The sequence below is a fragment of the Curtobacterium poinsettiae genome, assembly GCF_025677645.1.
In the GTDB taxonomy this organism is placed as follows: Bacteria; Actinomycetota; Actinomycetes; order Actinomycetales; family Microbacteriaceae; genus Curtobacterium; species Curtobacterium poinsettiae_A.
The window spans coordinates 1,130,358-1,153,066 of record NZ_CP106879.1 but is presented as its reverse complement, the minus strand read 5'-3'; the positions used below and the strand labels follow the sequence as shown (position 1 = coordinate 1,153,066).

Below are 22,709 nucleotides of genomic sequence, written 5' to 3'. Positions count from 1 at the left end.
TCAGAGCGGGACGATGCAGGTCGGGGTGCCGACCGGGATCTGCGCGACGGCTTCGCCGGGCACGCCCTCGGCGTCGAGCGGCAGCACGGCGACGGCGTCGGACATCTGGTTCGCCACCAGGACGAACCCGGGCACGCGAGCGAAGTGCCGCGGCCAGACCCCACCGCAGGGGACCGACCCGACGACGACGAGCCCGCCGTCACGCGCGTCGAGCACCACGAGCAGGTCCCGCCCGCGCACCGCCACGTACACGCGGCCGGCCTCGTCGACCTCGATGTGGCTGAGCAGCGACTCCCCCACGGCACCGTCGAACGTCGGCGCGGCGGCGATCGTCACGAACGAGCCGGAGTCGTCGCGACGCAGGCGGTGCACGTGCCCGTCGAGTTCACCGGCGACGAGCAGGTCACCGTCGATCCAGGCCATGTGCCTCGGGCCGGCGCCGGGTGTCACGTGGTGCACGCGGAGCGCCTCGATCTCGGGGACCCCGTCGGCCGACACCGACACGCGGAACTCGTGCAGGGCGTCGCCGCCGAGGTCGGCGACGAGCACCGTGCCGTCCGGAGTCGCGATCGACTGGTGGGCGTGCGGGCCGTCCTGGCGGTCTTCGTCGGGACCGGTCGCGTCGGGCAGCACGGCGACCGCGACGGCCTGGGCCGGCACGGAGCGCTGGTCGGCGTCCGCGTGCAGTACCACGCCGTCGCTGGCGGTCACCGAGGCGGCGTGCGACTCGGCCGGGGCGAGGGAGATCGCTGTGACCGTGCCGGAGACGTAGTTCGTGACGACGAGCGCACCCGAGGGGTCGACCCGCACGTGGCACGGGGCGTCTCCGCCGGCGGGGGCGTCCCACAGGTGCTCGAGTGCGCCGCTCTGCAGCCGGAAGGCCGACACTGCGCCGTCGTTCGTCTCGGAGACCGCGTAGACCCGGTCAGCCGAGACCGCCAGGAACGAGGGGTCGTCGAGCACCGCGACGGTCCGGGGCGCCGGACCGGCTTCGACCGGTCCGGCGTCGACCAGCGAGATGCCCGTGGCGTTCCCGCCGCCGGTCGCCGTGTACGACCCGATGAGCAGCGACGGCAGCTCGGCGCTCATTCGTCGCGGCCCGCGATGCGCTCGTGGTGGTGGATGACCTCGGCGACGATGAAGTTGAGGAACTTCTCGGCGAAGGCGGGATCGAGGTGGGAGTCGGCGGCGAGCGACCGGAGCCGTGCGACCTGGATCCGTTCGCGGTCCGGGTCGGCGGCCGGCATGCCCGACTCGGCCTTCAGGTGTCCCACGCGCTGCGTGTACTTGAAGCGTTCCGCGAGCATGTGGATCACGGCGGCGTCGATGTTGTCGATGCTCTGCCGGATGCTCCGCAGTTCGGCGACGGCGCTCGCGTCGGCCTCGGGCAGGGTGACGTCGTCGTTCATGGTCCGAGCCTACTGGCGGACGTGCAGCGGAACCCGGCCCGCTGCTGCGAGAATGTGCACATGTCGGTCCTGCTGGTGATCTCGGGTGTCTGCGCGGTCCTCGCGGGCCTCGTCCACGTGTACATCTTCTTCCTCGAATCGGTCATCTGGACCAGTCCGCAGGCACGCCGGATCTTCGGCATCGCTTCCGAGACCGAAGCCGTGGCGACCCGTTCGCTCGCCTTCAACCAGGGCTTCTACAACCTGTTCCTGGCGATCGGGGCGATCCTCGGCGTCGTGCTCGTCCTCGCCGGCAACACCGTGAGCGGCTGGACCCTCGTGGTGTTCTCGACCGCGAGCATGCTCGGTGCCGCGGTGATCCTGCTCGGCACGGGTCGCAAGTACGTCAACTCCGCCTTCAAGCAGGGCACGCTCCCCCTGATCGCGCTGCTCTTCGCGCTGCTGGGCTCCACCGTCGGCGTCTAGCCCACCGCTCCTCTCCCGAACTGCGAAAGCGACAGGGTACCACCGGACATCGGTGGCACCCTGTCGCTTTCGCGGTACTGACCGGCGGAACCGGGCCAGCAGCAACGACCAGCTCTAGCCGAGCTTCTCCTCGAACTGCGCCGGCAGCTTGTCGAGCGCCCACTCGATCGCAGCCGTGGTGCCCATCGAGAACGCGGACGACACGTCCTTGTCGTCGAAGACGATCGCGTGCCCGGCCTCGACCGACGGCACCTTCTGGAACAGCTTGTTCGACGACGCTTCCGACGCGTCGACGTAGATCGGCAGGATGAGCGTCAGGTCGGCGTCGAGCAGGTCGAGGTTCTCGTCGGACAGGTGCACGGAGAACTCCTTGCCGGCCTGCTCGTCGATGGCCTTCGGGATCTCGAAGCCCAGGTTCCGCATGAAGGTCGAACGGCTGTCGGTGGAGGCGTACGCCCCGAAGCCCTCGGAACTGTAGGCACCGACGACGGCCGTCTTGCCCTCGAAGTCCGGGTGCGCCTTGCGTGCTGCGGCGTAGGCGTCGTCGAGGCCCGAGAGCAGCTTCTTGCCCTCGGACTCCTTGCCGAGTGCCTTGGCGATCATGGTCGTCTGCTGCTCGGTCGAGGCGAGGTAGTTCTCGCCGCCCTTCGGGATCGCCACGGTCGGCGCGATCGCGGACAGCTTGTCGTACCGCTCCTTGTCACCCGAGGACTTCACGTCGAGGATCACGTCGGGGTCGAGCTTGAGGATGTCCTCGTAACTCGGCTCGAGCGTCTGGATGATCTTCGGCGACTCGTCGTACGCACCCTTGAGCCACGGACCGACACCGTCGCCACCGAAGGCGAGCCAGTCGCTCGCGCCGACCGGCTGGACCCCGAGGTCGAGCGCGGTCTCGGCGTCGCCCCACCCGAGCGCGACGACGCGCTTGGGCGCCGACTCGATGGTGGTGGTGCCGAGGCCGGTCGTGATCGAGACCGGGAACGCGGCGTCGGACGACCCCGACGACGCCGAGTCGGTCGAGGAGCCGGAGCCGGACGCGCAGCCGGCGAGGACGAGGGACGCTGCGACGACGGCGCCGGCTGCGGCGAGCACGCGTCGGAGACGCAAGGGAGAACGGTTCACGAAGGGTAGCCTAACCTAACGGAGTGCTCAGGAACACGCCTGGCTAGGCTGGGTGACCGTGGCGTTCACCGATCCAGGCCGTACGCACCTCGCGGTGCTCGGCTCCCCCATCGCGCACTCGCTCTCCCCCACGCTCCACGCAGCGGCCTACGACGCGCTCGACCTGCCCTTCACGTACGGGAGGCACGAGGTCGCGTCCGGCGAGCTCGCCGCGTTCGTCGCGGGGCTGGGTCCGGAATGGCGTGGGCTGAGCCTCACGATGCCGCTCAAGCGCGAGGTGCTGCCGCTGCTCGACCGCACCACCCCGCTCGTCGACGAGCTCGGGGTCGCCAACACGGTCGCGTTCCGCCACGAGGGCTCGACGATCGTCCGAGCCGGCGCGAACACCGACGTGCAGGGGCTCGTCCGCCCGGTCGAGGCGCTCGGACACCTGCCCGGCGAGGCCACGATCCTGGGCGGCGGAGCCACCGCGGCGAGCGCACTGACCGCTGCCGTCCGGCTCGGGGCGTCGCTCGTCCGGGTGTTCGCCCGTGACACCGCGAAGACGCACGCGCTCGTCGACCTGGCCGTCCGGCTCGGTGTGACGCTCGAGGTGCACCCGCTGATCGAACTCGCCGGCACGCACCACGGTTTCGTCCTGTCGACGCTGCCGGGTGGTGCCGCCGATCCCCTCGAGTTCCGTCCGTCGGGGCCCGACGCCGTGCTGTTCGACGTCGCCTACGAACCGTGGCCCACCGCGGTCGCCAGCCGGTGGACCGAGGCCGGGGGCCGCGTGCTGAACGGCCTCGACATGCTCACCGAGCAGGCGATCGGGCAGATCCGGTTCTTCCTGACCGGTGACGAGGACGAGCTGCTCCCCGACGAGGCCGGCGTCCGCCGCGCGATGCGCACCGCGGTCGGCCTGCCGGCGGTCATCGGCCGCTAGCCCCGGAGGCAACGTCGACGACGTCCGTCAGGCGACCACGCCGTCCACGTAGAACCATCGTCCCTGTTCGCGCACGAAGTCGCTCGTCTCCTCGAGCGTGCCGCGCTCGTCGTCGGAACGCCACCACGCGCGGAACGTGACGGTGCCGTGGGAGTCGAACGGGCCTCCCGAGGTGGTCGCCAGCACGTCCAGACGGGTCCAGCGCTGGGACGGGTCCAACTCGAGCCCGGCCGGCCGGGTGCGCGGGTGCCAGGTGAGCAGCAGGTACTCCGGCAGGCCCAGCGCGAAGGCGCTGAAGCGGGAGCGCATGAGCCGTTCCGCGGTCGGTGCCACGGCCCCGGCGTGCAGGGGGCCGCAGCACTCCCCGTAGGGGTTGCCGCTCAGGCAGGGGCAGCGCGTCGCGTCGGTGACCACCGGCCGAACGCTAGTCGACGATGGACAGGGTCACGGTGATGTTGCCGCGGGTGGCGTTCGAGTACGGGCAGATCTCGTGTGCACGCTCGGCCAGGCGCTGCCGCTGCTCCTGCGGGGCGTTCGGGGCGTAGACGTCGAGCTCGACGGCGAGGCCGAAGGCGCCGTTGCCGGCGCCGCCGATGCCGACCTCGGCGGAGACCTCGGCGCCGGTGGTGTCCACCTCGAGCTCCTTGCCGGCGGCGTGCAGGGCACCGAGGAAGCACGCGGCGTACCCGGCGGCGAAGAGCTGCTCGGGGTTCGTGCCCTCGCCGCTGCCGCCCATCTCCTTGGGCGGGCGGGTGTCGAGGTCGAGCCGGTCGTCCTCGCTGCGGACGTGCCCGTCGCGGCCGCCCCCGGTGGCGTGGGCAGCGGCGGTGTAGACGATGTCGAGACTCATGCTCCGAGGCCACCGTGCTCGCCTGGGCGAACCCTGAGCGGCAGCACCACGTCGCGGGTGCGGCGGCTCCGGGCGGGAACGCTCGGGCGTGTCCGGGTGGGGGCTGCGGGGCCGGCGCGCGATGCGCGATGCATCGAGTGAGCAGAAGGTGTCGAGTCCCCCGCCCACACCCGACATCTCCTGCTCACGAACGCGAGCGTCCGGGCGCCCTGCACCCCCACCGGGTAGACATGATGGGTGTTCAAGATCGGCTGGCAGGTGTTCCGGGAGCGGTTCCCCGCACTCATCGGGCCGCGGTACCGCCGTCGTGTCGTGGTCGTCGCCGCCGTCGTCGCAGTGGTCGCCTTCGTCGTGTTCCAGGCGGTCGCGCTGCTCGTCGACGACGGTTCGGTCCCCCTCGCGGTGTGGCTGGTCGCATCGGCGCTGTTCGCAACCGGCGTCGGCGGCATCGTTTCGTGCTTCGTCCCGATCGGCCCGAAGGGGTGGGCGGCCCCGCCGATCCCCGGCATCGGATGGCGCACACAGGAGGCCGTCGCCCGGTACTACCGCCGCAATCCGCCGCCGGTCGACCCGGAACACCGTGACGCCGTCCTCGACCGCATGCCCGAGACCCGCGACCTGATCGTCCGCAACGCGTTCCGGGGCTTCCTGCTGCTCGGCGGTTGGGCCCTGGCGCTCGTCGCGACCGTGGTGGTCAACGTCGCCACCGTGCCGGCCAGCGACGGGCTCGTCGGGCTGTCCGCCTTCTGGATCGTCGTGCCCCTGACCGGCGCCGTCACCGCGATCGGTGGCCTGCGCACCCTCGGCCGCCAGGAGCAGCTCCGCGTCGAGGCCGAAGCGCTCCCGCCGGTTCCCCCGCCCCTGCCACCCCGCGGCCGTCCCGGCGCACGGAGCGGCAGCAAGCTCGCCCTGCCGGAGGAGTGACCCGTGTTCACGCTCGGCTGGCAGGTCTTCCGCCGCCACGTCACGGACGTGCTGGATCCGGCACGCGTCCGTCGCGCTGCCCGGTGGTCCGGGTCCGCGGCGGTCGTCGCGCTGGTCGGCATGGCCGTCCTGGAGGCCCGGGTCGACTGGACGGGGACCGCCCCGGTCCGCAGCGCGGTCGCGATGGTGCTGCTGGCGCTCGGCGTCGGACTGCTCACCTTCGCGTGCATCCCGACGTGGCAGCCGCCGGACCCCTCGACCACGATCAACGGTCGGCAGGTGCGGCCCTCGTGGCAACTCGCCGCGCGGGGTGCCACGCAGCTGTACGTGCAGCGTCGGCCGGTGCCGGTCCTGCCGGAACACCGCGAGATCGTCCGCGCCGACGCCGTCCTGCTGCGGCGGGGGCTGATCGGTACGCTCGCCCGGACGGCACCGTTGCTCGGTTCGGGTCTCGTCGCCGTCCTCGGGGCGTTCGTCCTCGGGCCCGCCAGCTGGTTCCACGTGCTCTGGTTCGCGGCGTACACGGTCGGGCTGTCGGAGTACGTCGTCCGCCTCGGCCGCTCCGAACGCGCCCGCCTGTCCGCCGAGTCCCTCGAGCCCGCACCCGGGACGTCCGCTCGCCCCATCGAGTGAGCAGAAGACGTCGGGACGCGCGGTCGCACTCGACGTCTTCTGCTCACTCGGCGAACCGACGAACCCGAGCCGCACCCGCACCGGCACCCGCATCGGCTCCCGCACCCGCACCACTGTCGGCGGCGACGGGCACACTGGGCGCATGTGTGGAAGGTTCGTCGTCTCCGACACCACGGCCGATCTGTTGCCCGAGCTCATGGGCGAGCTCGCCGCCCGGACCGAGCACGTCGACGAGGACACCGGCGAGGTGCACCCCGGCCTCGCCCCGAGCTGGAACGTCGCCCCGACCGACCCCGTGTACGCCGTCCGCCAGCGGCACGGTGAACGGGAGCTGCCGCAGATCAGCTGGGGCTTCGTGCCGAGCTGGGCGAAGGACTTCCAGAAGCAGCGGCCGAAGCCGATCAACGCCCGCATCGAGACGGTCGCGACGAGCGGCATGTTCAAGCGCGCCTTCGCCACGAACCGCTGCATCGTCCCGGCACAGGGGTACTACGAGTGGGTGGTGCGCGAGGACGGCAAGGAACCCCACTTCGTGCACGAACCCGGCGGCGCCCTGGCGATGGCCGGCGTCGTGAGCGCCTGGCCCGACCCCACGAAGCCCGAGGGCGACCCGGACAAGTGGCGGCTGTCGCTCGCGATCATCACCCGTGACGCCCACGTCGCCCCGGGCGAGGTCCACGACCGCATGCCGGCGTTCCTGACACCCGACGGCTACGACGACTGGCTCGGTGGCGACTTGCACGCCGACGACCTGCTGGCCCTGCTCGACCACGAGTCGCTGACGGTGGCCGCGGGGCTCGAGCAGTACGAGGTCTCCCGCACGGTGAACAGCGTGCGGAACGACGGACCGCAGCTCATCGCGCCCGTCGCGTAGGCGGTCGCGCCCCGCGCGCAGACGGGAGGCCCGGATCACCGCAGCGGGTCTGCTGCGGTGATCCGGGCCTCCAGTCCGGTGCCCTGTTACGGACGTGCGCTGCGGCGGATGCCCGGCACGACGCGGACCGCGATCCGTCGTCGGGTCACCAGGAGCACGCCCGCCAGCACGAGCGCGAGCGCCGCGAGCCCGAGGCCCACCAGCCCGGTCACGCCCGTGAAGGCGAGCTCGGTGCCGTGGACGATCGCGGCGAGCCCGGTCGGGAACGTGACCGTGACGGTCGCGGTGACCGTCTGTCCCGCGCTGTCGGTGACCGCGTAACCGACGAAGGCGGTTCCAGCGAAACCGTCCCGAGGGGTGAAGACGACCCGGCCGTCGCGGACGGTCCACGTGCCCTGGTCGGCGGCGACCACGCGGTCGGTCGGCGTGCCGGACTCCGGGTCGAGCAGGTGCAGCGTGCCCGGCTCGAACCTGGCGCCGCCGGTGGCGGAGTCGTTGTCGAGCGGATCCACGACGACCCGGTGTCCGACGATCCCGGTGGCGGAGTCGTCGGTGGCGACCGCCGCGGCGACCACGGTCATGGTCGCGGTGGCGGTGGCCGTCTGCCCCGAGGCGTCCGTCACCGTGTAGGTGAAGGTGTCCGTGCCGGTGAAGCCGGCGGCCGGGGTGTAGACGTACGCGCCGTTCCGCTGGATCGTCACGGTGCCGTGGGCGGGCTTCCGGCCCGGGGCGGCGGTGAGGCCGGTGCCCTGGTCGTCGGCGAGCAGGCCGTGGCGGGCGTCACGGGCCACGGGCGTGCCGGACACGGTGTGCCCGGAGTCGTCCGCCGCGGCGATGCCGACCGTGATCGTGACGGTGGCGTCGACCTGCTGCTCCATCGAGTCCTGCGCACGGTACGTGACGGTGTCGGTGCCCGAGAAGCCCTTCGCCGGGGTGTAGACGAACGTTCCGTCGGCGGCGATCGAGGCCGTGCCGTGACGGGCGTGCCCCACCGCGACGACCGTCAGGGCGTCACCGTGGTCGTTGCCGAGCACGCCGTGGCCGGCGACCCGGACCGTCTTGCCGGCCGTGGTCGTGACCTTGTCGTCCTTCGCCGCCGGAGCAACGTCGATGACGACGCGCGCGAACGCCGCGGTGCCGTCGGCGTCGTTGGCCGAGTAGGTGAACCAGTCACGACCGGACCAGTTCGCCGTGGGCGTGTAGACGTACGAGCCGTCCTTCTCGAGCGAGAGCGTTCCGTTGAACGGCTTCGTCTCCATGGCGGCCCAGAGCCCGCGACCGGAGTCACCGACCAGCACGCCCCTGTCGGCGGCCATGCGCATGCTGCGGTTGGTCGACATGGTGTGCCAGTGGTCGACCGCGGCGACGCCGACGACGACCGTGACCGTCGCGGTCGACGTCCGTCCGGCGCCGTCGGTCACCGTGTACTCGAACGTGTCCGCGCCGGAGAAGCCCTTGGCCGGGGTGTAGACGAGTGAGCCGGGCTCGGTGCCCTCGGTCACGGTGCCGTGCTCGGCGCGGCCGTGCGCGGTGACGGTGAGGCCGGCGCCGCGGTCGTTGCCGGTCAGGGTCGCGCCGCTGATCGGCAGCGCGGTGTTCGCCGCGGTGCGCAGGGCGTCGGCGACCGCGGTCGGCGTGACGGTCACGGTGACCGTCGCCGTCGCGGTGCCACCAGTCGGGTCGGTCACCGTGTAGGTGAACGTGTCCGTGCCGGAGAACCCGTCGGCGGGCGTGTACGTGACCGAGCTGGCTCCGGCCGTCGTGCTGCCGGTGGTCGTGGCGGTGCCGTGGCCGGGCTTCGACACCGCGGTGACGGCGAGCGCCGTGCCCGAGTCGTTGCCGGTGACGGCGACGTCGACCGGGGTCGCGGCGCTCGTCGTCGCGGTGTCCGCGGCGGCCTTCGGGGCGACGACGATCGTCACGGTGCCCGTGGTCGTCCCGCCGGAGCCGTCGGTGACCGTGTAGTCGAACCCGTCCGGGCCGGAGTAGCCCGGCTCGGGCTTGTACGTGTACGAGCCGTCCTCGTCGACCGTGACCTCGCCGTGCGAGGGCTTCGTGTGGTCGGTGACCGCCAGGTCGGTGCCCTTCGCACCGTCGAGCAGGCCGGTGCCGGCCGGCACGGTGGTGGTGGCGTCGGCCTCGGCCGAGGTCGACCCACCGCCGGCGACCGGGGTGACGGTGACCGTCACGGTGCCGGTGTTCGTGGCACCCGACGGGTCCGTCACCGTGTAGGTGACGGTGTCCGTGCCGGAGAAGCCGTCCTTCGGCGTGTACGTGACCGTGCCGTCGCCGTTGCGGGTCGCGGTGCCGTTCTTCCCGTCGGTGACGGACACGACGGTCAGGCCGGTGCCGTGGTCGTTGGCCGTCAGGGCGCCAGAGGTGACCGTGGTGCTGCCACCCGCCGCGACGGTGACGGTGTCGGGCTCCGTGCCGGGACGGACCGTGACCGTCACGGTGCCGGTGGTGGTGCGGCCGGCGGGGTCCGTCACCGTGTAGGTGAAGGTGTCCGTCCCCGAGAAGCCGTCCTTCGGCGTGTACGTGTACGAGCCGTTCGCCGCGAGCTCGACCGTGCCGTGTGCGGGCTGCTGGTCGACGACCGCGGTCAGGCCGGTGCCCCGGTCGTTCGCGAGCACGCCGTCCCCCTTCGCGACGGTCAGCGTCGAGCCGGCCGTGGCGGTGGCGGTGTCGGCCGTGGCGCGGGGGCCGACGACGACCGTGACCGTGCCGGTGGTGGAGCTGCCGGCGGTGTCGGTCACCGTGTAGGTGAAGGTGTCCGTGCCCGAGAAGCCGTCGGCCGGGGTGTAGACGACGCGGCCGGCGGCACGGTCGAGGGTGACCGTGCCGCGGGTGGCGCCGGTCTCGCCGGTGCCGGTGCCGTTGCCGGCCCCGCCTGCGGTCACGTCGGTCACGGTCAGCCCCGTGCCCCGGTCGTTGCCGGTCAGGGCGGCGGCGTCGATCGTCAGCGCCTCGTCGGACCGGGACGACACCGTGTCGGCCGTCGCGACGGGCCGCACGGTGATCGTGACGGTCGCCGCACCGGTGGTGACACCGCTGCCGTCGGTCACCGTGTAGGTGAACGAGTCGCTGCCGGACGTGCCGGCGGTCGGCGTGTACTCGACCGAGCCGTCCGCTGCGACGACGGCCGTGCCGTGGGACGGGCCGGTGACGATCGTGGTCTCGAGGTCCGAACCACGGTCGTTGACCTGCACGTCGATCGTCACCGGGGTGCCGGCGTCCGTCGACGCGGAGTCGGCGCCGATGGTCGGGTTGACCGTGATCGAGACGGTCGCGGTGCTCGGCGAACCGGAGCGGTCGACCGCCGTGTACGTGAACGCGTCGGGGCCGGAGTACCCCTCGGTCGGCGTGTACGTGAACGTGCCGGTGGCCTGGTCGAGCGTCAGCGCGCCGTGCGAGGGGGACGTGTTCGACGCCACCGTGAGCCCGGTGCCGGAGTCGTTGCCGAGCACGCCGGTCGCGCGGGTGCCGGCGGTGGCCGTGCCGCCCGCGGCGACCTTGACCGTGTCGTCCTGTGCGGCCGGGGCGACCTGCACGGTGACCGTGACGGTGTCGGTCCCGCCGCTGCCGTCGGTCACGGTGTACGTGAAGGAGTCGGTGCCGGAGAACCCGGCGGCGGGCGTGTACGAGTACGAGCCGTCAGGTCGCACCGTCGCCGAGCCGTGTGCTGGGGTGCTGTTGCCCGTGACCGTCAGGCCGGTGCCCAGGTCGTTCGCCAGCAGGTTGCCGGTCGTCGTCGACCCGGCCGTCGCGGTGACGGCATCGGCCGACGCGGTGGGCAGCACGGTGAGCCGCACGGTCGCGGTGACGGTCGCGCCGGAGCCGTCCTTCGCCGTGTACGTGAACGAGTCCGGGCCGGAGTACCCCTTCTCGGCACCGTACGAGAACGACCCGTCGGCGGCGACCTTCACCAGGCCGTGGGACGGCTGGCCGTGGCCGGTGAGGGTCAGGTCCGACCCGCGGTCGTTCGCCAGGACGCCGTCCGCGGCGTTCACCTTCAGCACTTTGCCCGCGTGCACGCTGTACGCGTCGTCGGAGCCCTTCGGTGCGACGGTGACGGTCACGGTGCTGGTCGAGGTCTGGGCCGACGAGTCCTTCGCCGTGTACTGGAACGTGTCCGAGCCCGAGAACCCGCTGGCCGGGGTGTACGTGTACGAGCCGTCGGCGGCGACCGTGGCGGTGCCGTGCGCCGGCGTGGTGTTCGAGACCACGGACAGGCCGGTGCCGCGGTCGTTCGCGAGCACACCCGAGGCAGCCGGCACCGACAGCGCCGTGCCGGTGGGGGTCGTGGCGGTGTCGCTGCTGGTGGTGACGTGCGTGGCCTTCAGCGTGTTCGCGAAGGTGACCAGGACGTCCGTGCCGTCCGCGGTGGTGGCTGCCGGGAAGGTGAAGGTCCCCGTGGTGCCGGTGCCGCTGGCGACGGTCGTGCCCGTCGTCTGGTCGACCGCCTTCCACGTGGTGTCGTAGTTCGCCAGGTCGGTGGTGCCCGCGGCGGTCTGCTCGACCGTGTAGTCCTTGTTCGGCGTCGTCAGGACGGCGCCGGCCTTCTGCGCCTGCACGCCCGTGGCGGAGCCGGTCGTGGTACCGGAGACGCCCGCGGTCGCCGGGTCGATGCCGCCGCCGCTGATGGCCAGGGTGAACTGGTCGCCGCTGCCCCAGCGCTGGTCGACGCTCGCCGCACCCGTGACGGTGTCGGCGTAGTTGCAACTCGCCAGGTCACTCGCGGCGTAGTTGCCGACGATGGGGAAGCTGCGGACCTCCTTGCCCGAGGTCGGGTCGAGCTGGTAGATCGTGGTCGTCGCGACGCTGTTGGTCGTCACGGTGTTGGAGACGTAGAGGTAGCCGTCCGACGAGAACGCGATGCCGGGGCTGTTCGTGCTCGCCGGCAGGGTCGCGATCTCGGTGGTGCTCATCGCCGTGGTGCCCGCGGTCGCCGGCACCTGGTCGACGTTGACGCGGTAGACCTTGTTCGCCGCGACGACGAAGAACAGGCCGCGCGAGCTGAACGCGAAGTCACCGTTGGCGTTCGCGGTGTCCGCAGCGTTGCGCTTCGTGAGCCCGTTGATCTGACCGACCTGGCCGAGGTACTTGCCCGTCGACGGGTCGTACGCACCGAGCCACCCGGCGTTGTCGCCGTAGTAGTAGATCCCCGTCACCGGGTTGACCGCGCCCCGGATGACGGTGCGCGTCTTGTCCGTCGCGACCGGGTCGGACGCGACACCGGTCTTCGGGTCGAACTGCCGCAGGGTCGCCGTCTGGTTGTTCGACGCCGCGAACATCGAGACGCCCTCGCGCGAGATGCCGAGACCGTTGTTCGCGCCGGTACCGAGGTTCGTGACGTCGGCGGTCGTGCCCCGTGAGGCCCCGGTGCTGATGTCGACCGCGACGACCTTGCCGGTGCCGTCGATCGCGTACAGCGTCTCCTGCGGGGTGCAGACCATGGCGCCGTCCTTCGTGGCGCTGACGGCCGAGGCCGGCGCGGCCGCGACGACCGCTGATGTGGCGGTCAGCCCGGTGCCCACCAGGAGCGCCGCGCCGAGCACGGCGACGGCGCGCAGGCCGGGTCGGCGGGTGGCACGGGTGCCGACGGGACGGTCCGGACCGTCGGTGGGCACAGCGGTGCCCGGGTTCGTACGCTGCATGATCACTTTCGGGTCGAGACGATGCGGGCACCGAGACCGACCGGAGGATCAGGGAGAACGGTCGTTGGCGCCAGGTTGATCCTGGCAGTTCCTCGTGTTCGGATGGGGACAGTACGGGTCCCCAATAGGGGGGACCACTCGTTCAGGGGTCACGCGGCAGCCCGGCACGCCACGGCACTCGACGGCCCGCCGTCGCGACCCGTGCGCGCCCCGGGCACACGGAAGAACCCCCGCCGGCAGGCCGGCGGGGGTTCGAGGATCAGCGAGCGATCAGCAGCCGATCACACGGTCGGACGGATCACGTCCGGCAGCAGCACGTGCAGGCGCTCGGCCAGGCGCGCCTTCGCCTCATCGAGGGAGCGGAAGTCCCCGACGTACTCACCGAAGGTGTCGGCGACGAAGAAGTGGGTGCCCTGACGGTCGACGGTGCCGCCGTAGTAGCCGCCGTAGTTCGCGACCCACAGGCCCGTGTCGGCCTGGGCCCACGAGATGCGGACGGGGGCCGCCTGCACGGGAGCCACGACCTGGGCCTCGATCTCGGCGATGACCTCGATCGTCTGGGTGTCCAGGGTCACCTCGGCCTGCTGGCGGTGGGCGACGGTCGTGCTCATGGTCCTGCTCCTTCGTGCGGTGCTGCGTGCTGGGTGGTGCCGGTGGTTCCGGGTGGTGCGGGCGTCGCGGTCGACGCCGGTGGAGCTGGTGTCCGCTGTCGTCACTCGACCGGCCGGATGACCGGCGGGAGCATGACGTGCAGCTGGTCCTCGAGCTTGGTCTGCGCCTCTTCGAGGGACGAGAACTCGCCCACGACGAGCCCGAAGGTGTCGGAGGCCACGTACCGGTCGTCGCGCTTGTCGACGCTGCCGCCGAAGTACCCGCCGTAACCGGCGATCCACTCGCCCTGGTCTTCCTGCACCCAGGTGACCTTGGCGCGCTTGGGGCGCGAGGAGAGCGCTGCATCGGCCTCGAGGATCGCGATGGTGTCCACGGTGTCGGTGTCGAGGGTGACCTCGGCCTGCGTCGCGTTGTTCACGGTGATGCTCATGTCGCTCTCCTTCACGATCCGGGGTACATCTGCTGACACCAGAACGCTACGAGAAGTACCGAGGGGATCGCCAGCCAGGCCCGTCGATTCACGGGTTTCGTCAATGCCATCCGTCGGGCAGCCCCGGATTTCCGGGCAGGTGCGTCGCACTTCCGGGGTACAGCGCCAGGATCGGGGTACTCGTTTTCCGGATCGCCGCGTTCGGGGGACGAGATGGTTCGGACACCCGCCTGGAGGCGCGACTCGCTAGCGTCGGCACGTGACCTCCGACAAGCCCCGCGTCGACGACCGCGCCCCGGCCACCTGGCGCAGCCGTCGGTTCGCGACGGGGCTGGCGATCGCCTACGGCGTCGCCCTGGCGCTCGTCGGGTTCTGGGGCTCCCCCGTCGACGCTGCAGGGGCCCCGTGGCTCACCCGTGCCCTCGCAGCCGCGCACCGTCACGGCCTGCCGGAGCGCATCGACTACGCCACCGTGGAGTCCCTGGCGAACGTGGTCTACTTCGTGCCGCTCGGCCTGCTCGTGGTGCTGCTCGCCGGGGCTCGGTGGTGGTGGGCCGCCATCGCCGCGGGGCTCGTCGTCAGCGCGTGCATCGAGACCGGTCAGGCGCTGTTCCTGCCCGCCCGCACCGCGACCATCGACGACGTCGTCGCGAACGGCGTGGGGGCGCTCCTGGGCGCGGTTGTGGGTGTGCTGCTGCTCAGCCGGGCGGCCCGACGACGCTGAGGACGATCTCCAGACACGAAGAAGCCCCCGGAGCAGATGCTCCGGGGGCTTCGTTCAGTGTGTCGACACTCAGACGGACTCGCGCTGGCGACGGACCGAGCCGCGGACCAGCAGGAGGCCACCACCGAGGACGACTGCGCCGCCGGCGACCCAGAGGGCCAGGGCGGAGACGGTCGAACCCGTGAAGGCCAGCGTGCCGTCGGTGCCGGTGCCGGCGCCCGCGCCAGCGGCGGGGACAGCAGCAGCGTCAGCCGGAGCGACGGTGAAGGCCGCGAAGCCGACGACGCCCGAGGTGGCGCCGGTGGCGGTCAGGTTGTAGGTGCCCGAGGCGCCCTGGGGGAACGTGACGTTGACGTCGAGCGAACCATCCGAAGCGGCCGTGTAGGTCTTCGAGACGGTCGTGGTCGGCAGCGCGCCGAGCGTGACCGCACCGGCACCGGTGACCTGGACGTTGACGGTCTCGTTGTCCTGGAACGCGCCCTCGGTGAAGTTCACCGAAGCGGTGCCACCGGCGACGGCGGAGCCGGAGACGGAGACGTCGGAGTCAGGCGTGTAGCCGGCGGCGTTGGCGACGGCCGGCGTGGCGAGCAGTGCGGCGCCAGCCAGCACCACCGCTGCGATGAGCTTCTTCATGAATGGTTCCCCTAAAGATCTGATGATCCAGACCCTGACACCCAGAGCCCGCTGATCCGCCGGTGGTTGACCCCAGCCATGGAAATGGCGGTTGTGATGGCGAAGTTGTCTCAATCTAGCGGAGTTTCCCAGCTTGGTACCAGATCACGTGGATTTTGGTCATTGGTCGACGTGTGTTCACCCGTTCTCTCGGCGAGTCGATGTGTCCCGTCGCGGACACGCCGTAGCTGCTCGCGAGAGAAACCCCAGATGAGAGCCGCTCAGGAGTGTGCGTGCCGCACACTGTGCGGCGGCTCAAGAGGCTTTGGCCCCGGACAGGTTCGTCTACTGCCCCTCGGAGTGGGGGCATTCTTCTGGTTCGCTTTGCGGAGCTTCCGACCTCAGCCAGCGGCGAGTGGCCGCTCGCAATCGAACGTCAGAGGCTTCGCCTCGGCCTGCCGGACGCCAGGGGTCGAGGTCGCCTGCACCGCTGCCTTCGCGTACTTCGCTTCACCCAGGAAGGCGACACGGTAGGTCAGGCTCTCGCCGGGGGCGAGCAGGGTCTGCAGCTGGGCCACGGGGTGCCCGCCGTCGGTTGCCGTCTGCACGGCCGTCGTCTTGCCGTCCTTGGTGGCACCGAGGAAGATCGCGTCCTCGGGTGCGTACGCCGCGAGCAGGGTCTTGATCCTGCCCGGCTCCACGCCGAAGTCCCCGCCCCCGGTGACGTACCGCGGCAAGCTCGTCGCGGCGTCGGCCGGTGCCGTGTTCTTCAGGGTGATCTCGACGACCGACGTCGGGCGGCCGTCCTTCCGGCACACCGAGCTGCCGACGGAGACGCTCTTGTCGAGGTAGTAGTCCATCTTCGCCCCGGTGCCGTCGTTCAGGTAGACGGCGAACTGGCTCGAGTCGGCGGTTGCCGTCGGCAGCTCGCCGGCGACCGGAGTCCCACTGATGCGGCGCTGCTCGGCCTTCTCGGCGCTCCAGAGCCGAAGGCGGCCCTCGTCAGCGCTCTGGGTCAGCGCAGACACGAACGCCTTCGTGTCGAACCCGCCCGACGCGACCTTGTCGAACACCGCGCTGGCGGCGGACGCGAAGAACGCGTCCTGCACGACCGGGTCGGGGTACTTCACGTACACGTCGCTCAAGAGCAGCTTGACCGCGTTCTCGGACGTCAGGGTGTCGCCGGTCGGCAGCTGCACGGGACCCGTGGCCCTGAGCAGGTAGCTCAAGGTCACGGGGTCCATGGCGAGCACGCCGTCGACCTGCTGCCCGGATCTCTGCTTCCACATCTCGCGAGCCAGCTTCGCCGACACGTCGAATCGCGGTGTGAGGGTGACGTCCTGCATGTACTCGCCGGTGATGTCTCCGTAGAGCCCACGCGTGTCGTCGGTCAGCGGAAGCACCGGCTTGTCGTACGGTCCGAAGGACGACCCGGACGCTTGGCTCCCTAGGCTGATTGCTCCGTCCTTCGCCTGCAGGAGCGCCACTGCACCGGGGATGCCCCCGCCCGCGCGCAACTCGGCGTTGTTCTGGAACAGCAGCAGGTAGTTCCGGTCCCCGTCGTGCCCGAGCATCGCCGGCGCGAGCTGCACGATGCGGTTCGCCGCGACCGCCTGGTCGGACGCGGAGGACAACGCGTTCCGCAGCTGCCCCACGGCGGTGGTGACCGGCGACAGCGTCCCACTGGTGTCGATCCGTGCCGCGTCGGCGCGTGCCTGCTGGAGCGTCTTCGTGGCCTCGGCGACCGCCGGCTGCGCGTCCTCGATCGGTTGGAGGTCGATCCTGCCGTTCTTCGGTGCGAACGAGTCCGACCCGAGGCCGTCGATGACGCCGGCGACGGGACTGACGGCGTCGCTGGCGACGTCGTCGACGATCACCGAGACGTCCCGCACGGCCCGCAGGTTGGTCCCGAAGAACGGCACGGACTGCGCAGCGCCCCAGACGGGATCGCCGGTCAGTGACCGAGCCGACGCTGCTTCGTCCTCGAGGTGACGCGCCGTCTTCTGGGCGCCGGTGGTGTCACCGCCGCTGAGCTGGGACCGGAGGGTGTCCACGTCCCCGACGGCCCGCTCCAGGTGCCCCTTCGCGAGCATGCCGCGGACACCGACCCAGGCGACGGCGAGGATCAGCAGCAGGACAAGGGCGAGGACGACCCACAGGACGATCCGGGCCCTGGACCCCCGGCGTACTGCAGTGCGTCGCGACTCGGGCGCGTCGGACATGAGGCGATCCTACGGTTCCGTCCGTCCCACACCCGTCACTGACGGACGGAATCCGCGTGTTCGCGGTACCAGTCGATGGTGCTGCGGAGCCCGTCCTCGAGGCCGATCTGCGCCGTCCATCCGGCGTCCGCCAGCTTCGACACGTCGAGCAGCTTCTGCGGGGTCCCGTCCGGCTTCGTCGTGTCCCAGACCGTCTCACCCTCGAACCCGACGATCTTGCCGATCGTCTCCGCGATCTCCCTGATCGTGACGTCCGACCCGGTACCGACGTTGACCTGGTCAGGGCCGTCGTAGCGCTCCATCAGGTGGAACACCGCAGCCGCCATGTCGTCGACGTGCAGGAACTCACGACGGGGCGACCCGGTCCCCCAGTTCTCGACTGTCGATGCACCGCTGCGAGCGGCTTCGTCGTACCGGCGGATGAGCGCCGGCAGGACATGGGAGCCGGTCGGCGAGAAGTTGTCGCCCGGGCCGTAGAGGTTGGTCGGCATGGCCGAGATCCACGGACGGCCGAACTGTCGACGGACGGCCTGCACCTGCAGGATGCCGGCGATCTTGGCGATGGCGTAGGCGTCGTTCGTCGGCTCGAGGTGGCCCGTGAGCAGTGCGTCCTCGTGGATGGGCTGCTCGGCCATCTTCGGGTAGATGCAGGACGAGCCGAGGAACACGAGCCGTTCGACACCGTGCTCCACCGCGGCGTCCATCACGTTGACCTGGATCTGCAGGTTCTCGCTGAGGAAGTCGTGCGGGTAGGTGTTGTTCGCCATGATCCCGCCCACCTTGGCGGCGGCGAGCACGACGTGCTTCGGCTGTTGGTCTGCGAAGAAGGCGAAGACCGCGCCGCGGTCCTTCAGGTCGAGCTCGGACGAGGTCCGTCCGACCACGTCGGTGAAGCCCTCCGACTCGAGCTTGCGCCAGACCGCCGAACCCACCAGGCCGCGGTGTCCCGCGACGTAGACGCGGTCGGCTCGATCGATCGGACCGGGGGTGAAGTCGGTCGTGGTCATCAGGAACCCCAGCTCTCGAGACGGACGGTGTCGATCCAGGGACGGCCCTCGTGCTCGAGGGCGGAGATGTCGGCGTCGACCATGATCCTCGCCAGCTCGGCGGTGTCGACGGTCGCCTCCCAACCGAGCTTCTCCTTGGCCTTCGAAGCGTCACCGACGAGGGCGTCCACCTCGCTCGGTCGCAGGTACCGCTCGTCGAACCGCACGTGGTCTTCCCAGTTCAACCCAGCGTGCGAGAACGCCGTGGTCAGGAAGTCCTTGACCGTGAAGTCACCACCGGTCGCGAGCACGAAGTCGTCCGGTTCGTCGGCCTGCAGCATCCGCCACATGCCCTCGACGTACTCGGCGGCGTACCCCCAGTCGCGGACGGAGTCGAGGTTGCCGAGGTACACGTGGTCCTCCAGGCCGGCCTTGATCCGAGCGACTGCGCGGGTGATCTTCCGGGTGACGAACGTCTCACCGCGACGCGGCGACTCGTGGTTGAACAGGATCCCGTTCACGGCGAACATCCCGTACGCCTCGCGGTAGTTCCGGGTCACCCAGTAGCTGTAGACCTTCGCGGCGCCGTAGGGAGAACGGGGCCAGAACGGCGTCTCCTCGTTCTGCGGCGGCGGAGTTGCGCCGAACATCTCGGAGGAGGACGCCTGGTAGAAGCGCGTGTGGATACCGGACACACGGACCGCCTCGAGCATGCGCATCGTGCCCACACCCGTCACGTCGCCGGTGTGTTCCGGTTCGTCGAACGACACCCGCACGTGTGACTGCGCGGCGAGGTTGTAGACCTCGTCGGGCTTCAGCTCGCTGAGCAGGCTGACGAGCCGCGCGCCGTCACCAAGATCCCCGTAGTGCAGGAACAGCCTGGCGTCCGGGTTGTGCGGGTCCACGTACAGGTGGTCGATCCGCGAGGTGTTGAACGTGGACGCACGACGGATGAGCCCGTGCACCTCGTACCCCTTCCGCAGCAGCAGCTCGGCCAGGTACGAGCCGTCCTGTCCGGTGATGCCTGTGATCAAGGCCTTCTTGGGCAACTGTTTCCCGTCCTCACGTCGTTAGTTGGAGCGCGCGGCCGTCAGCCGCTCGGTCTTGATCTTGGTGCGGAGACCGGTGCTCGGTCCGGTCACGATCTTCCGGATGAAGAAGGCGTCGGAAGCCGCCACTTCCGGCCAATCCTCTTCGGTGAACACCCGGATGAGAGTCGGGTCGATCAGGTGCAGGTTGGCGTATCGCCAGTTCCCCGGGCCCACGTAATCCTCGAAACCGCCTGCGGGCGTCGCCGAGGCGAAGCTGGTCCGCATGACCAAGGACTGGTAGAACTTCTCCTCCGGGCAGAATATTGCCGCGAAGTAGCGCTCGATTTCCGGCGTTACCAGGGCTTCCATCTCGCGGAGACACGATGCCGTCACGGCGAAGTGAGTACCGCCGTGACCGACGCGCAGCCCGCCCGGAGGAGCCGGAGATCGCTTCACACTCAAGGGGCCGTCGATGAGCCGGATGATCCCGTTACGGAGTTTTCGGAGAGCTTTGTTACCGGTCCGGGTCGACAAGAAACGCATGTCACGATGGTGATGCCGGTCGACTTGACGCCGGTACTTCTCTTCACTCGCCGAGATTTCGAAAGCGCGGAGGAACTGCCGACCCTGGTGCTCCTCCAGGTGAGCGATCAAGTGATCGACGGCACGGAGTGGGTAGTCAGACCCGGAGAGCAGGACGAGGTAGTCGTCGTCGTCCGCGAACTCGAGTCCGTGCCGAACGAGGGCTCGGATCGCACGCACCTGCGAGTAGCCACCCCAGTTGACCTGCACCCTGTCCCTCACCATTCGGACGTTGGCACAGTCCTCGACGGCGACCGCGAACGGGGACAGATCGACCTTCGCGTCAACGTGCACGATCACTTCGTACGGTGACAGCGCTTCGACGAGTTCTCGGAGGTGTTCCGCATCCTGGAACGTGTAGACGAGGAAGATCGGTTTCACAGCCGCCCCTTCGTGATCGAGAGGGATCGGCCGGAACATCCGACCTCCCGGCCCCCTGATCGGCTGAATCTACCGTACGAGCGTCAGCGAAGTCCGCCGGACCGAACTCCTTTGCGTCCAGCGGAGGTTCTGAGTCTCATGGCGCACCTTCGCCGCGACGACGGAGAATCCGCCGGCGATGGAGGATCTCCATCGGCGGGAAGGATCGACGCGTCACGCCCACCCACACGGCGAGGGCAGCAAGGCCGATGAGTCCCACTGCCACGCGGGCGGGGCCGACACCGAAGTCGTGGAACAGCACCATGAGTGAGCCGTACAGAACCAGGGCGAATCCCGCTGGCTGTGCGTACCCGAGCGCGAGTTGCCGAAGGCCGAGCGCTCGGACACGGTGCGCCTGGATGATGTGGACCACGTGCCGACCGATCATCGCCGCGATGAGTGCTAGGAGGGCGAAGACGTACTGCTGATGGACCACGACCATCGCGACGCCGACAGCACTGGTGACGAAGGCGACGGCTTCGGACAGCCAGATCGCTTTGAACAGCGCCGCGGACTCGAGGGCACCGGCGAGGAGGATCATCAACGGTTGCACGGCTCCCAGCACCGCGAGCAGCGGCAGGATTTCGCCTGCGAGTTCCCACCCCGGCCCGAGCGCGACGTAGATGATTTCCGGTCCTACTCCGGCGATGACGGCGCCGAGTGGAAGGGTGAGCCATGCGACGAGGCTCAGCATGTCCAGCCACACGGCTTTCGCATTCAACGTGCCGACCTCGTAGCGACGGAATTCCGGGTAGATCACCTGCATCAGCGCGTTCTGCAGCTGCGAGAACGGGACCGTTGACAGGACATCTGCCCGGTTCCACGCCCCGAGCACGCCGGCTCCGACGAACTGGCTGACGCTCCACCGCGGAGCGTTGCCGGAGATGTACTGGAAGACAGATACCGCGACGAGCTTGGTGCTGAACCGAACATTGTCCGATCGGAGGGTGAGCCGCCCTGGAAGCAGAGCGCCGCGGAGCCGAGTAACCGCCCAGAGCAGCGTGCCCCACTGTCCGATGATTGCGGACGCGGCGAGCGATTCCGGGCTTCGGAAGAGGAGCACGGCTCCGGCTCCCGCGACCATTCCGACGACGTTGGAACAGAAGGTGGCGATCGCCATCTCACGGAAAGCGCCTCGGCGGCGCAGGAGGCCCGTGCTCAGGCTGAGGAACGGCATCACCAGCGCGCTCATGGCGAGGAGGCGGACAGCACCGGCTGCCTGCGGAGCACCCCAGAATGCGCTCCATAAATCGGCTGTGACCAAGGTGAAGAGGGCAGCCGCTACTCCGAGGAGCAGCGCATATGTCGCGAGGGGCCGCGTCGATGAACGTTCCGCATCAGGCGCGCGCGCGGCCGTCTGCGACAGTCCACCGGACCCCAGGAGGTTGACGAGCGCCGCGATGGAGAGCGCGACGCTGTACGCACCGAAGACGCCCGGAGCAGCGAGCCTCGACGTGAGGGCCGCGTAGCCGAGTTGCACGACGACGGTGAGGAGTTGCAGCCCGTAGACCCATGACGCCCCCGCAAGGAGGCGTCGCCCGTTCGACGTCACGAAGGGGCACCCGCGACCAGACGGCCAAGACGAGTGGTGTCGAGGCCCTTGTCAGCCTGGTAGGCAATCCAGCGGCCGGAGTCGGGCACATGGTGCCACCAGGGGGTCCGGGCGATGACGGGTGCCCTCGACACGAGCGCGGCGAGGAACCCGAAGGAACTCGGGGCCGCTACGACCACCCGAGCTGCCGCAATCTCGATGAAGTCCTGATCGCGCTGGCCTCCGTCACTGATCGACACTCCGACGCGCTCCAGGTCGCGCAGGTCGGCAGCATCTCCTGACGTGAAGAGCCTGATCGGCATGCGGCTGAGTGCTGGCACGCCCCTGATCTCGTTGATCAGACCTTGGTAGTAGTCGACACCGATCCAGCGGTCCGGATGTGACTGGGGACCAATGTCGCCGCGCCGAGCGTGGACAGCGATGTAGTCCGCGTTCGACTCGAGGCTCCGGAGCTGGTCGCCGAGGTACCTCCGAGGACTGCGCGTCGGAGCGGTTCTGCAGCCGGCGTTTGGTCCCAGCGACGCTGGTCCAAGGCCAGGCGCCCGATCCACGGACGGCTCGAACGAGGCGCTGCACGACTCGTCGATTCTTGGAGAGCGCGGAGCGACCAATCGTCGGTCTCGAACCCAGTCGCGGCGAGGCGATGCTCCAGCACGTGCCCGGACGGTGTGGCAGCAGT

At 70.1% G+C, this 22,709-nt stretch carries 21 protein-coding genes; 6 read left to right on the top strand and 15 right to left on the bottom strand.

What is annotated here, in order from left to right; translation table 11 throughout:
• Positions 1–1,089: a lactonase family protein gene (locus tag OE229_RS05710; RefSeq protein ID WP_262136889.1), complete on the bottom strand. Its 1,089-nt coding sequence runs from the start codon at positions 1,087–1,089 to the stop codon at positions 1–3.
• Positions 1,086–1,409 (bottom strand): chorismate mutase, encoded by a 324-nt coding sequence (locus OE229_RS05705; RefSeq protein WP_071404383.1) that lies wholly within the window; start codon positions 1,407–1,409, stop codon positions 1,086–1,088. Before OE229_RS05705 ends, OE229_RS05710 begins: the two co-directional genes overlap by 4 nt.
• A 60-nt stretch (positions 1,410–1,469) precedes the next feature.
• On the opposite strand from OE229_RS05705, the gene OE229_RS05700 reads away from it, so the two are divergent.
• Positions 1,470–1,874, top strand: coding sequence for a DUF1304 domain-containing protein (locus OE229_RS05700; RefSeq protein ID WP_182064669.1), 405 nt, complete (start codon positions 1,470–1,472; stop codon positions 1,872–1,874).
• A 114-nt stretch (positions 1,875–1,988) separates the two neighbouring features.
• Here the strand turns inward: OE229_RS05700 and OE229_RS05695 are convergent, their stop codons facing one another.
• Complete coding sequence (locus OE229_RS05695) at positions 1,989–2,996, bottom strand: iron-siderophore ABC transporter substrate-binding protein (protein ID WP_262136888.1); 1,008 nt, start codon at positions 2,994–2,996, stop codon at positions 1,989–1,991.
• A gap of 58 nt (positions 2,997–3,054) precedes the next feature.
• Here OE229_RS05695 and OE229_RS05690 point away from each other — a divergent pair, with 58 nt between their 5' ends.
• Positions 3,055–3,921 (top strand): shikimate dehydrogenase family protein, encoded by an 867-nt coding sequence (locus OE229_RS05690; protein WP_262136887.1) that lies wholly within the window; start codon positions 3,055–3,057, stop codon positions 3,919–3,921.
• A gap of 27 nt (positions 3,922–3,948) precedes the next feature.
• On the opposite strand, the gene OE229_RS05685 is transcribed toward OE229_RS05690, so the two are convergent.
• Together OE229_RS05685 and OE229_RS05680 are read right to left on the bottom strand one after the other, a co-directional pair.
• On the bottom strand, positions 3,949–4,335 hold the full coding sequence (locus OE229_RS05685) for a YchJ family protein (protein ID WP_214543859.1): 387 nt from the start codon (positions 4,333–4,335) through the stop codon (positions 3,949–3,951).
• A gap of 10 nt (positions 4,336–4,345) precedes the next feature.
• Positions 4,346–4,771, bottom strand: a complete 426-nt coding sequence (locus OE229_RS05680) for an organic hydroperoxide resistance protein (protein WP_209133087.1) — start codon at positions 4,769–4,771, stop codon at positions 4,346–4,348.
• A 237-nt stretch (positions 4,772–5,008) separates the two neighbouring features.
• Here OE229_RS05680 and OE229_RS05675 point away from each other — a divergent pair, with 237 nt between their 5' ends.
• The 3 genes from OE229_RS05675 to OE229_RS05665 all read left to right on the top strand — a co-directional run bounded on the left by OE229_RS05675 (position 5,009) and on the right by OE229_RS05665 (position 7,202).
• Complete coding sequence (locus tag OE229_RS05675; RefSeq protein WP_262136885.1) at positions 5,009–5,695, top strand: hypothetical protein; 687 nt, start codon at positions 5,009–5,011, stop codon at positions 5,693–5,695.
• Positions 5,696–5,698: 3 nt separating this feature from the next.
• On the top strand, positions 5,699–6,328 hold the full coding sequence (locus OE229_RS05670) for a hypothetical protein (protein WP_262136883.1): 630 nt from the start codon (positions 5,699–5,701) through the stop codon (positions 6,326–6,328).
• A 142-nt stretch (positions 6,329–6,470) separates the two neighbouring features.
• The gene (locus OE229_RS05665; RefSeq protein ID WP_111110077.1) at positions 6,471–7,202 is read left to right on the top strand and encodes an SOS response-associated peptidase; all 732 of its coding nucleotides are present in this window, start codon (positions 6,471–6,473) and stop codon (positions 7,200–7,202) included.
• An 86-nt stretch (positions 7,203–7,288) separates the two neighbouring features.
• Here the strand turns inward: OE229_RS05665 and OE229_RS05660 are convergent, their stop codons facing one another.
• The 3 genes from OE229_RS05660 to OE229_RS05650 form a co-directional block, all read right to left on the bottom strand.
• Positions 7,289–12,859, bottom strand: coding sequence for a beta strand repeat-containing protein (locus OE229_RS05660; protein WP_262136880.1), 5,571 nt, complete (start codon positions 12,857–12,859; stop codon positions 7,289–7,291).
• Between the two features lie 281 nt (positions 12,860–13,140).
• A complete protein-coding gene (locus OE229_RS05655; RefSeq protein ID WP_247737336.1) occupies positions 13,141–13,470 on the bottom strand; it encodes a hypothetical protein in 330 nt (109 codons plus the stop codon).
• Between the two features lie 101 nt (positions 13,471–13,571).
• Complete coding sequence (locus OE229_RS05650; protein ID WP_071248415.1) at positions 13,572–13,901, bottom strand: hypothetical protein; 330 nt, start codon at positions 13,899–13,901, stop codon at positions 13,572–13,574.
• A gap of 259 nt (positions 13,902–14,160) precedes the next feature.
• Here OE229_RS05650 and OE229_RS05645 point away from each other — a divergent pair, with 259 nt between their 5' ends.
• The gene (locus tag OE229_RS05645) at positions 14,161–14,625 is read left to right on the top strand and encodes a VanZ family protein (RefSeq protein ID WP_262136879.1); all 465 of its coding nucleotides are present in this window, start codon (positions 14,161–14,163) and stop codon (positions 14,623–14,625) included.
• A gap of 69 nt (positions 14,626–14,694) precedes the next feature.
• On the opposite strand, the gene OE229_RS05640 is transcribed toward OE229_RS05645, so the two are convergent.
• From OE229_RS05640 to OE229_RS05610, 7 genes are all read right to left on the bottom strand, one after another.
• Positions 14,695–15,258 carry a hypothetical protein gene (locus tag OE229_RS05640; RefSeq protein WP_259580390.1) on the bottom strand — a complete coding sequence of 188 codons (564 nt, stop codon included), beginning with the start codon at positions 15,256–15,258 and terminating at the stop codon, positions 14,695–14,697.
• Positions 15,259–15,638: 380 nt separating this feature from the next.
• Entirely contained in the window at positions 15,639–17,459 is a 1,821-nt protein-coding gene (locus OE229_RS05635) for a DUF4012 domain-containing protein (protein ID WP_262136878.1), read from the bottom strand.
• Between the two features lie 35 nt (positions 17,460–17,494).
• Positions 17,495–18,466, bottom strand: a complete 972-nt coding sequence (locus OE229_RS05630; RefSeq protein WP_259580388.1) for a GDP-L-fucose synthase family protein — start codon at positions 18,464–18,466, stop codon at positions 17,495–17,497.
• Positions 18,466–19,494: a GDP-mannose 4,6-dehydratase gene (gmd, locus tag OE229_RS05625; protein ID WP_262136877.1), complete on the bottom strand. Its 1,029-nt coding sequence runs from the start codon at positions 19,492–19,494 to the stop codon at positions 18,466–18,468. Before gmd ends, OE229_RS05630 begins: the two co-directional genes overlap by 1 nt.
• Before the next feature lie 21 nt (positions 19,495–19,515).
• Complete coding sequence (locus tag OE229_RS05620) at positions 19,516–20,439, bottom strand: beta-1,6-N-acetylglucosaminyltransferase (RefSeq protein ID WP_262136876.1); 924 nt, start codon at positions 20,437–20,439, stop codon at positions 19,516–19,518.
• Positions 20,440–20,575: 136 nt separating this feature from the next.
• Positions 20,576–22,030 carry an oligosaccharide flippase family protein gene (locus tag OE229_RS05615; RefSeq protein WP_262136873.1) on the bottom strand — a complete coding sequence of 485 codons (1,455 nt, stop codon included), beginning with the start codon at positions 22,028–22,030 and terminating at the stop codon, positions 20,576–20,578.
• Positions 22,027–22,350 (bottom strand): hypothetical protein, encoded by a 324-nt coding sequence (locus OE229_RS05610; protein ID WP_263345097.1) that lies wholly within the window; start codon positions 22,348–22,350, stop codon positions 22,027–22,029. Before OE229_RS05610 ends, OE229_RS05615 begins: the two co-directional genes overlap by 4 nt.
• Between the last annotated feature and the right edge of the window lie 359 nt (positions 22,351–22,709).

Bases quoted from the DNA above. Each gene is read 5' to 3' on its own strand.
- OE229_RS05710 (WP_262136889.1), bottom strand. From the start codon at position 1,089: ATGAGCGCCGAGCTGCCGTCGCTGCTCATCGGGTCGTACACGGCGACC.
- OE229_RS05705 (WP_071404383.1), bottom strand. From the start codon at position 1,409: ATGAACGACGACGTCACCCTGCCCGAGGCCGACGCGAGCGCCGTCGCC.
- OE229_RS05700 (WP_182064669.1), top strand. From the start codon at position 1,470: ATGTCGGTCCTGCTGGTGATCTCGGGTGTCTGCGCGGTCCTCGCGGGC.
- OE229_RS05680 (WP_209133087.1), bottom strand. From the start codon at position 4,771: ATGAGTCTCGACATCGTCTACACCGCCGCTGCCCACGCCACCGGGGGC.
- OE229_RS05665 (WP_111110077.1), top strand. From the start codon at position 6,471: ATGTGTGGAAGGTTCGTCGTCTCCGACACCACGGCCGATCTGTTGCCC.
- OE229_RS05660 (WP_262136880.1), bottom strand. From the start codon at position 12,859: ATGCAGCGTACGAACCCGGGCACCGCTGTGCCCACCGACGGTCCGGAC.
- OE229_RS05655 (WP_247737336.1), bottom strand. From the start codon at position 13,470: ATGAGCACGACCGTCGCCCACCGCCAGCAGGCCGAGGTGACCCTGGAC.
- OE229_RS05650 (WP_071248415.1), bottom strand. From the start codon at position 13,901: ATGAGCATCACCGTGAACAACGCGACGCAGGCCGAGGTCACCCTCGAC.
- OE229_RS05640 (WP_259580390.1), bottom strand. From the start codon at position 15,258: ATGAAGAAGCTCATCGCAGCGGTGGTGCTGGCTGGCGCCGCACTGCTC.
- OE229_RS05635 (WP_262136878.1), bottom strand. From the start codon at position 17,459: ATGTCCGACGCGCCCGAGTCGCGACGCACTGCAGTACGCCGGGGGTCC.
- OE229_RS05630 (WP_259580388.1), bottom strand. From the start codon at position 18,466: ATGACCACGACCGACTTCACCCCCGGTCCGATCGATCGAGCCGACCGC.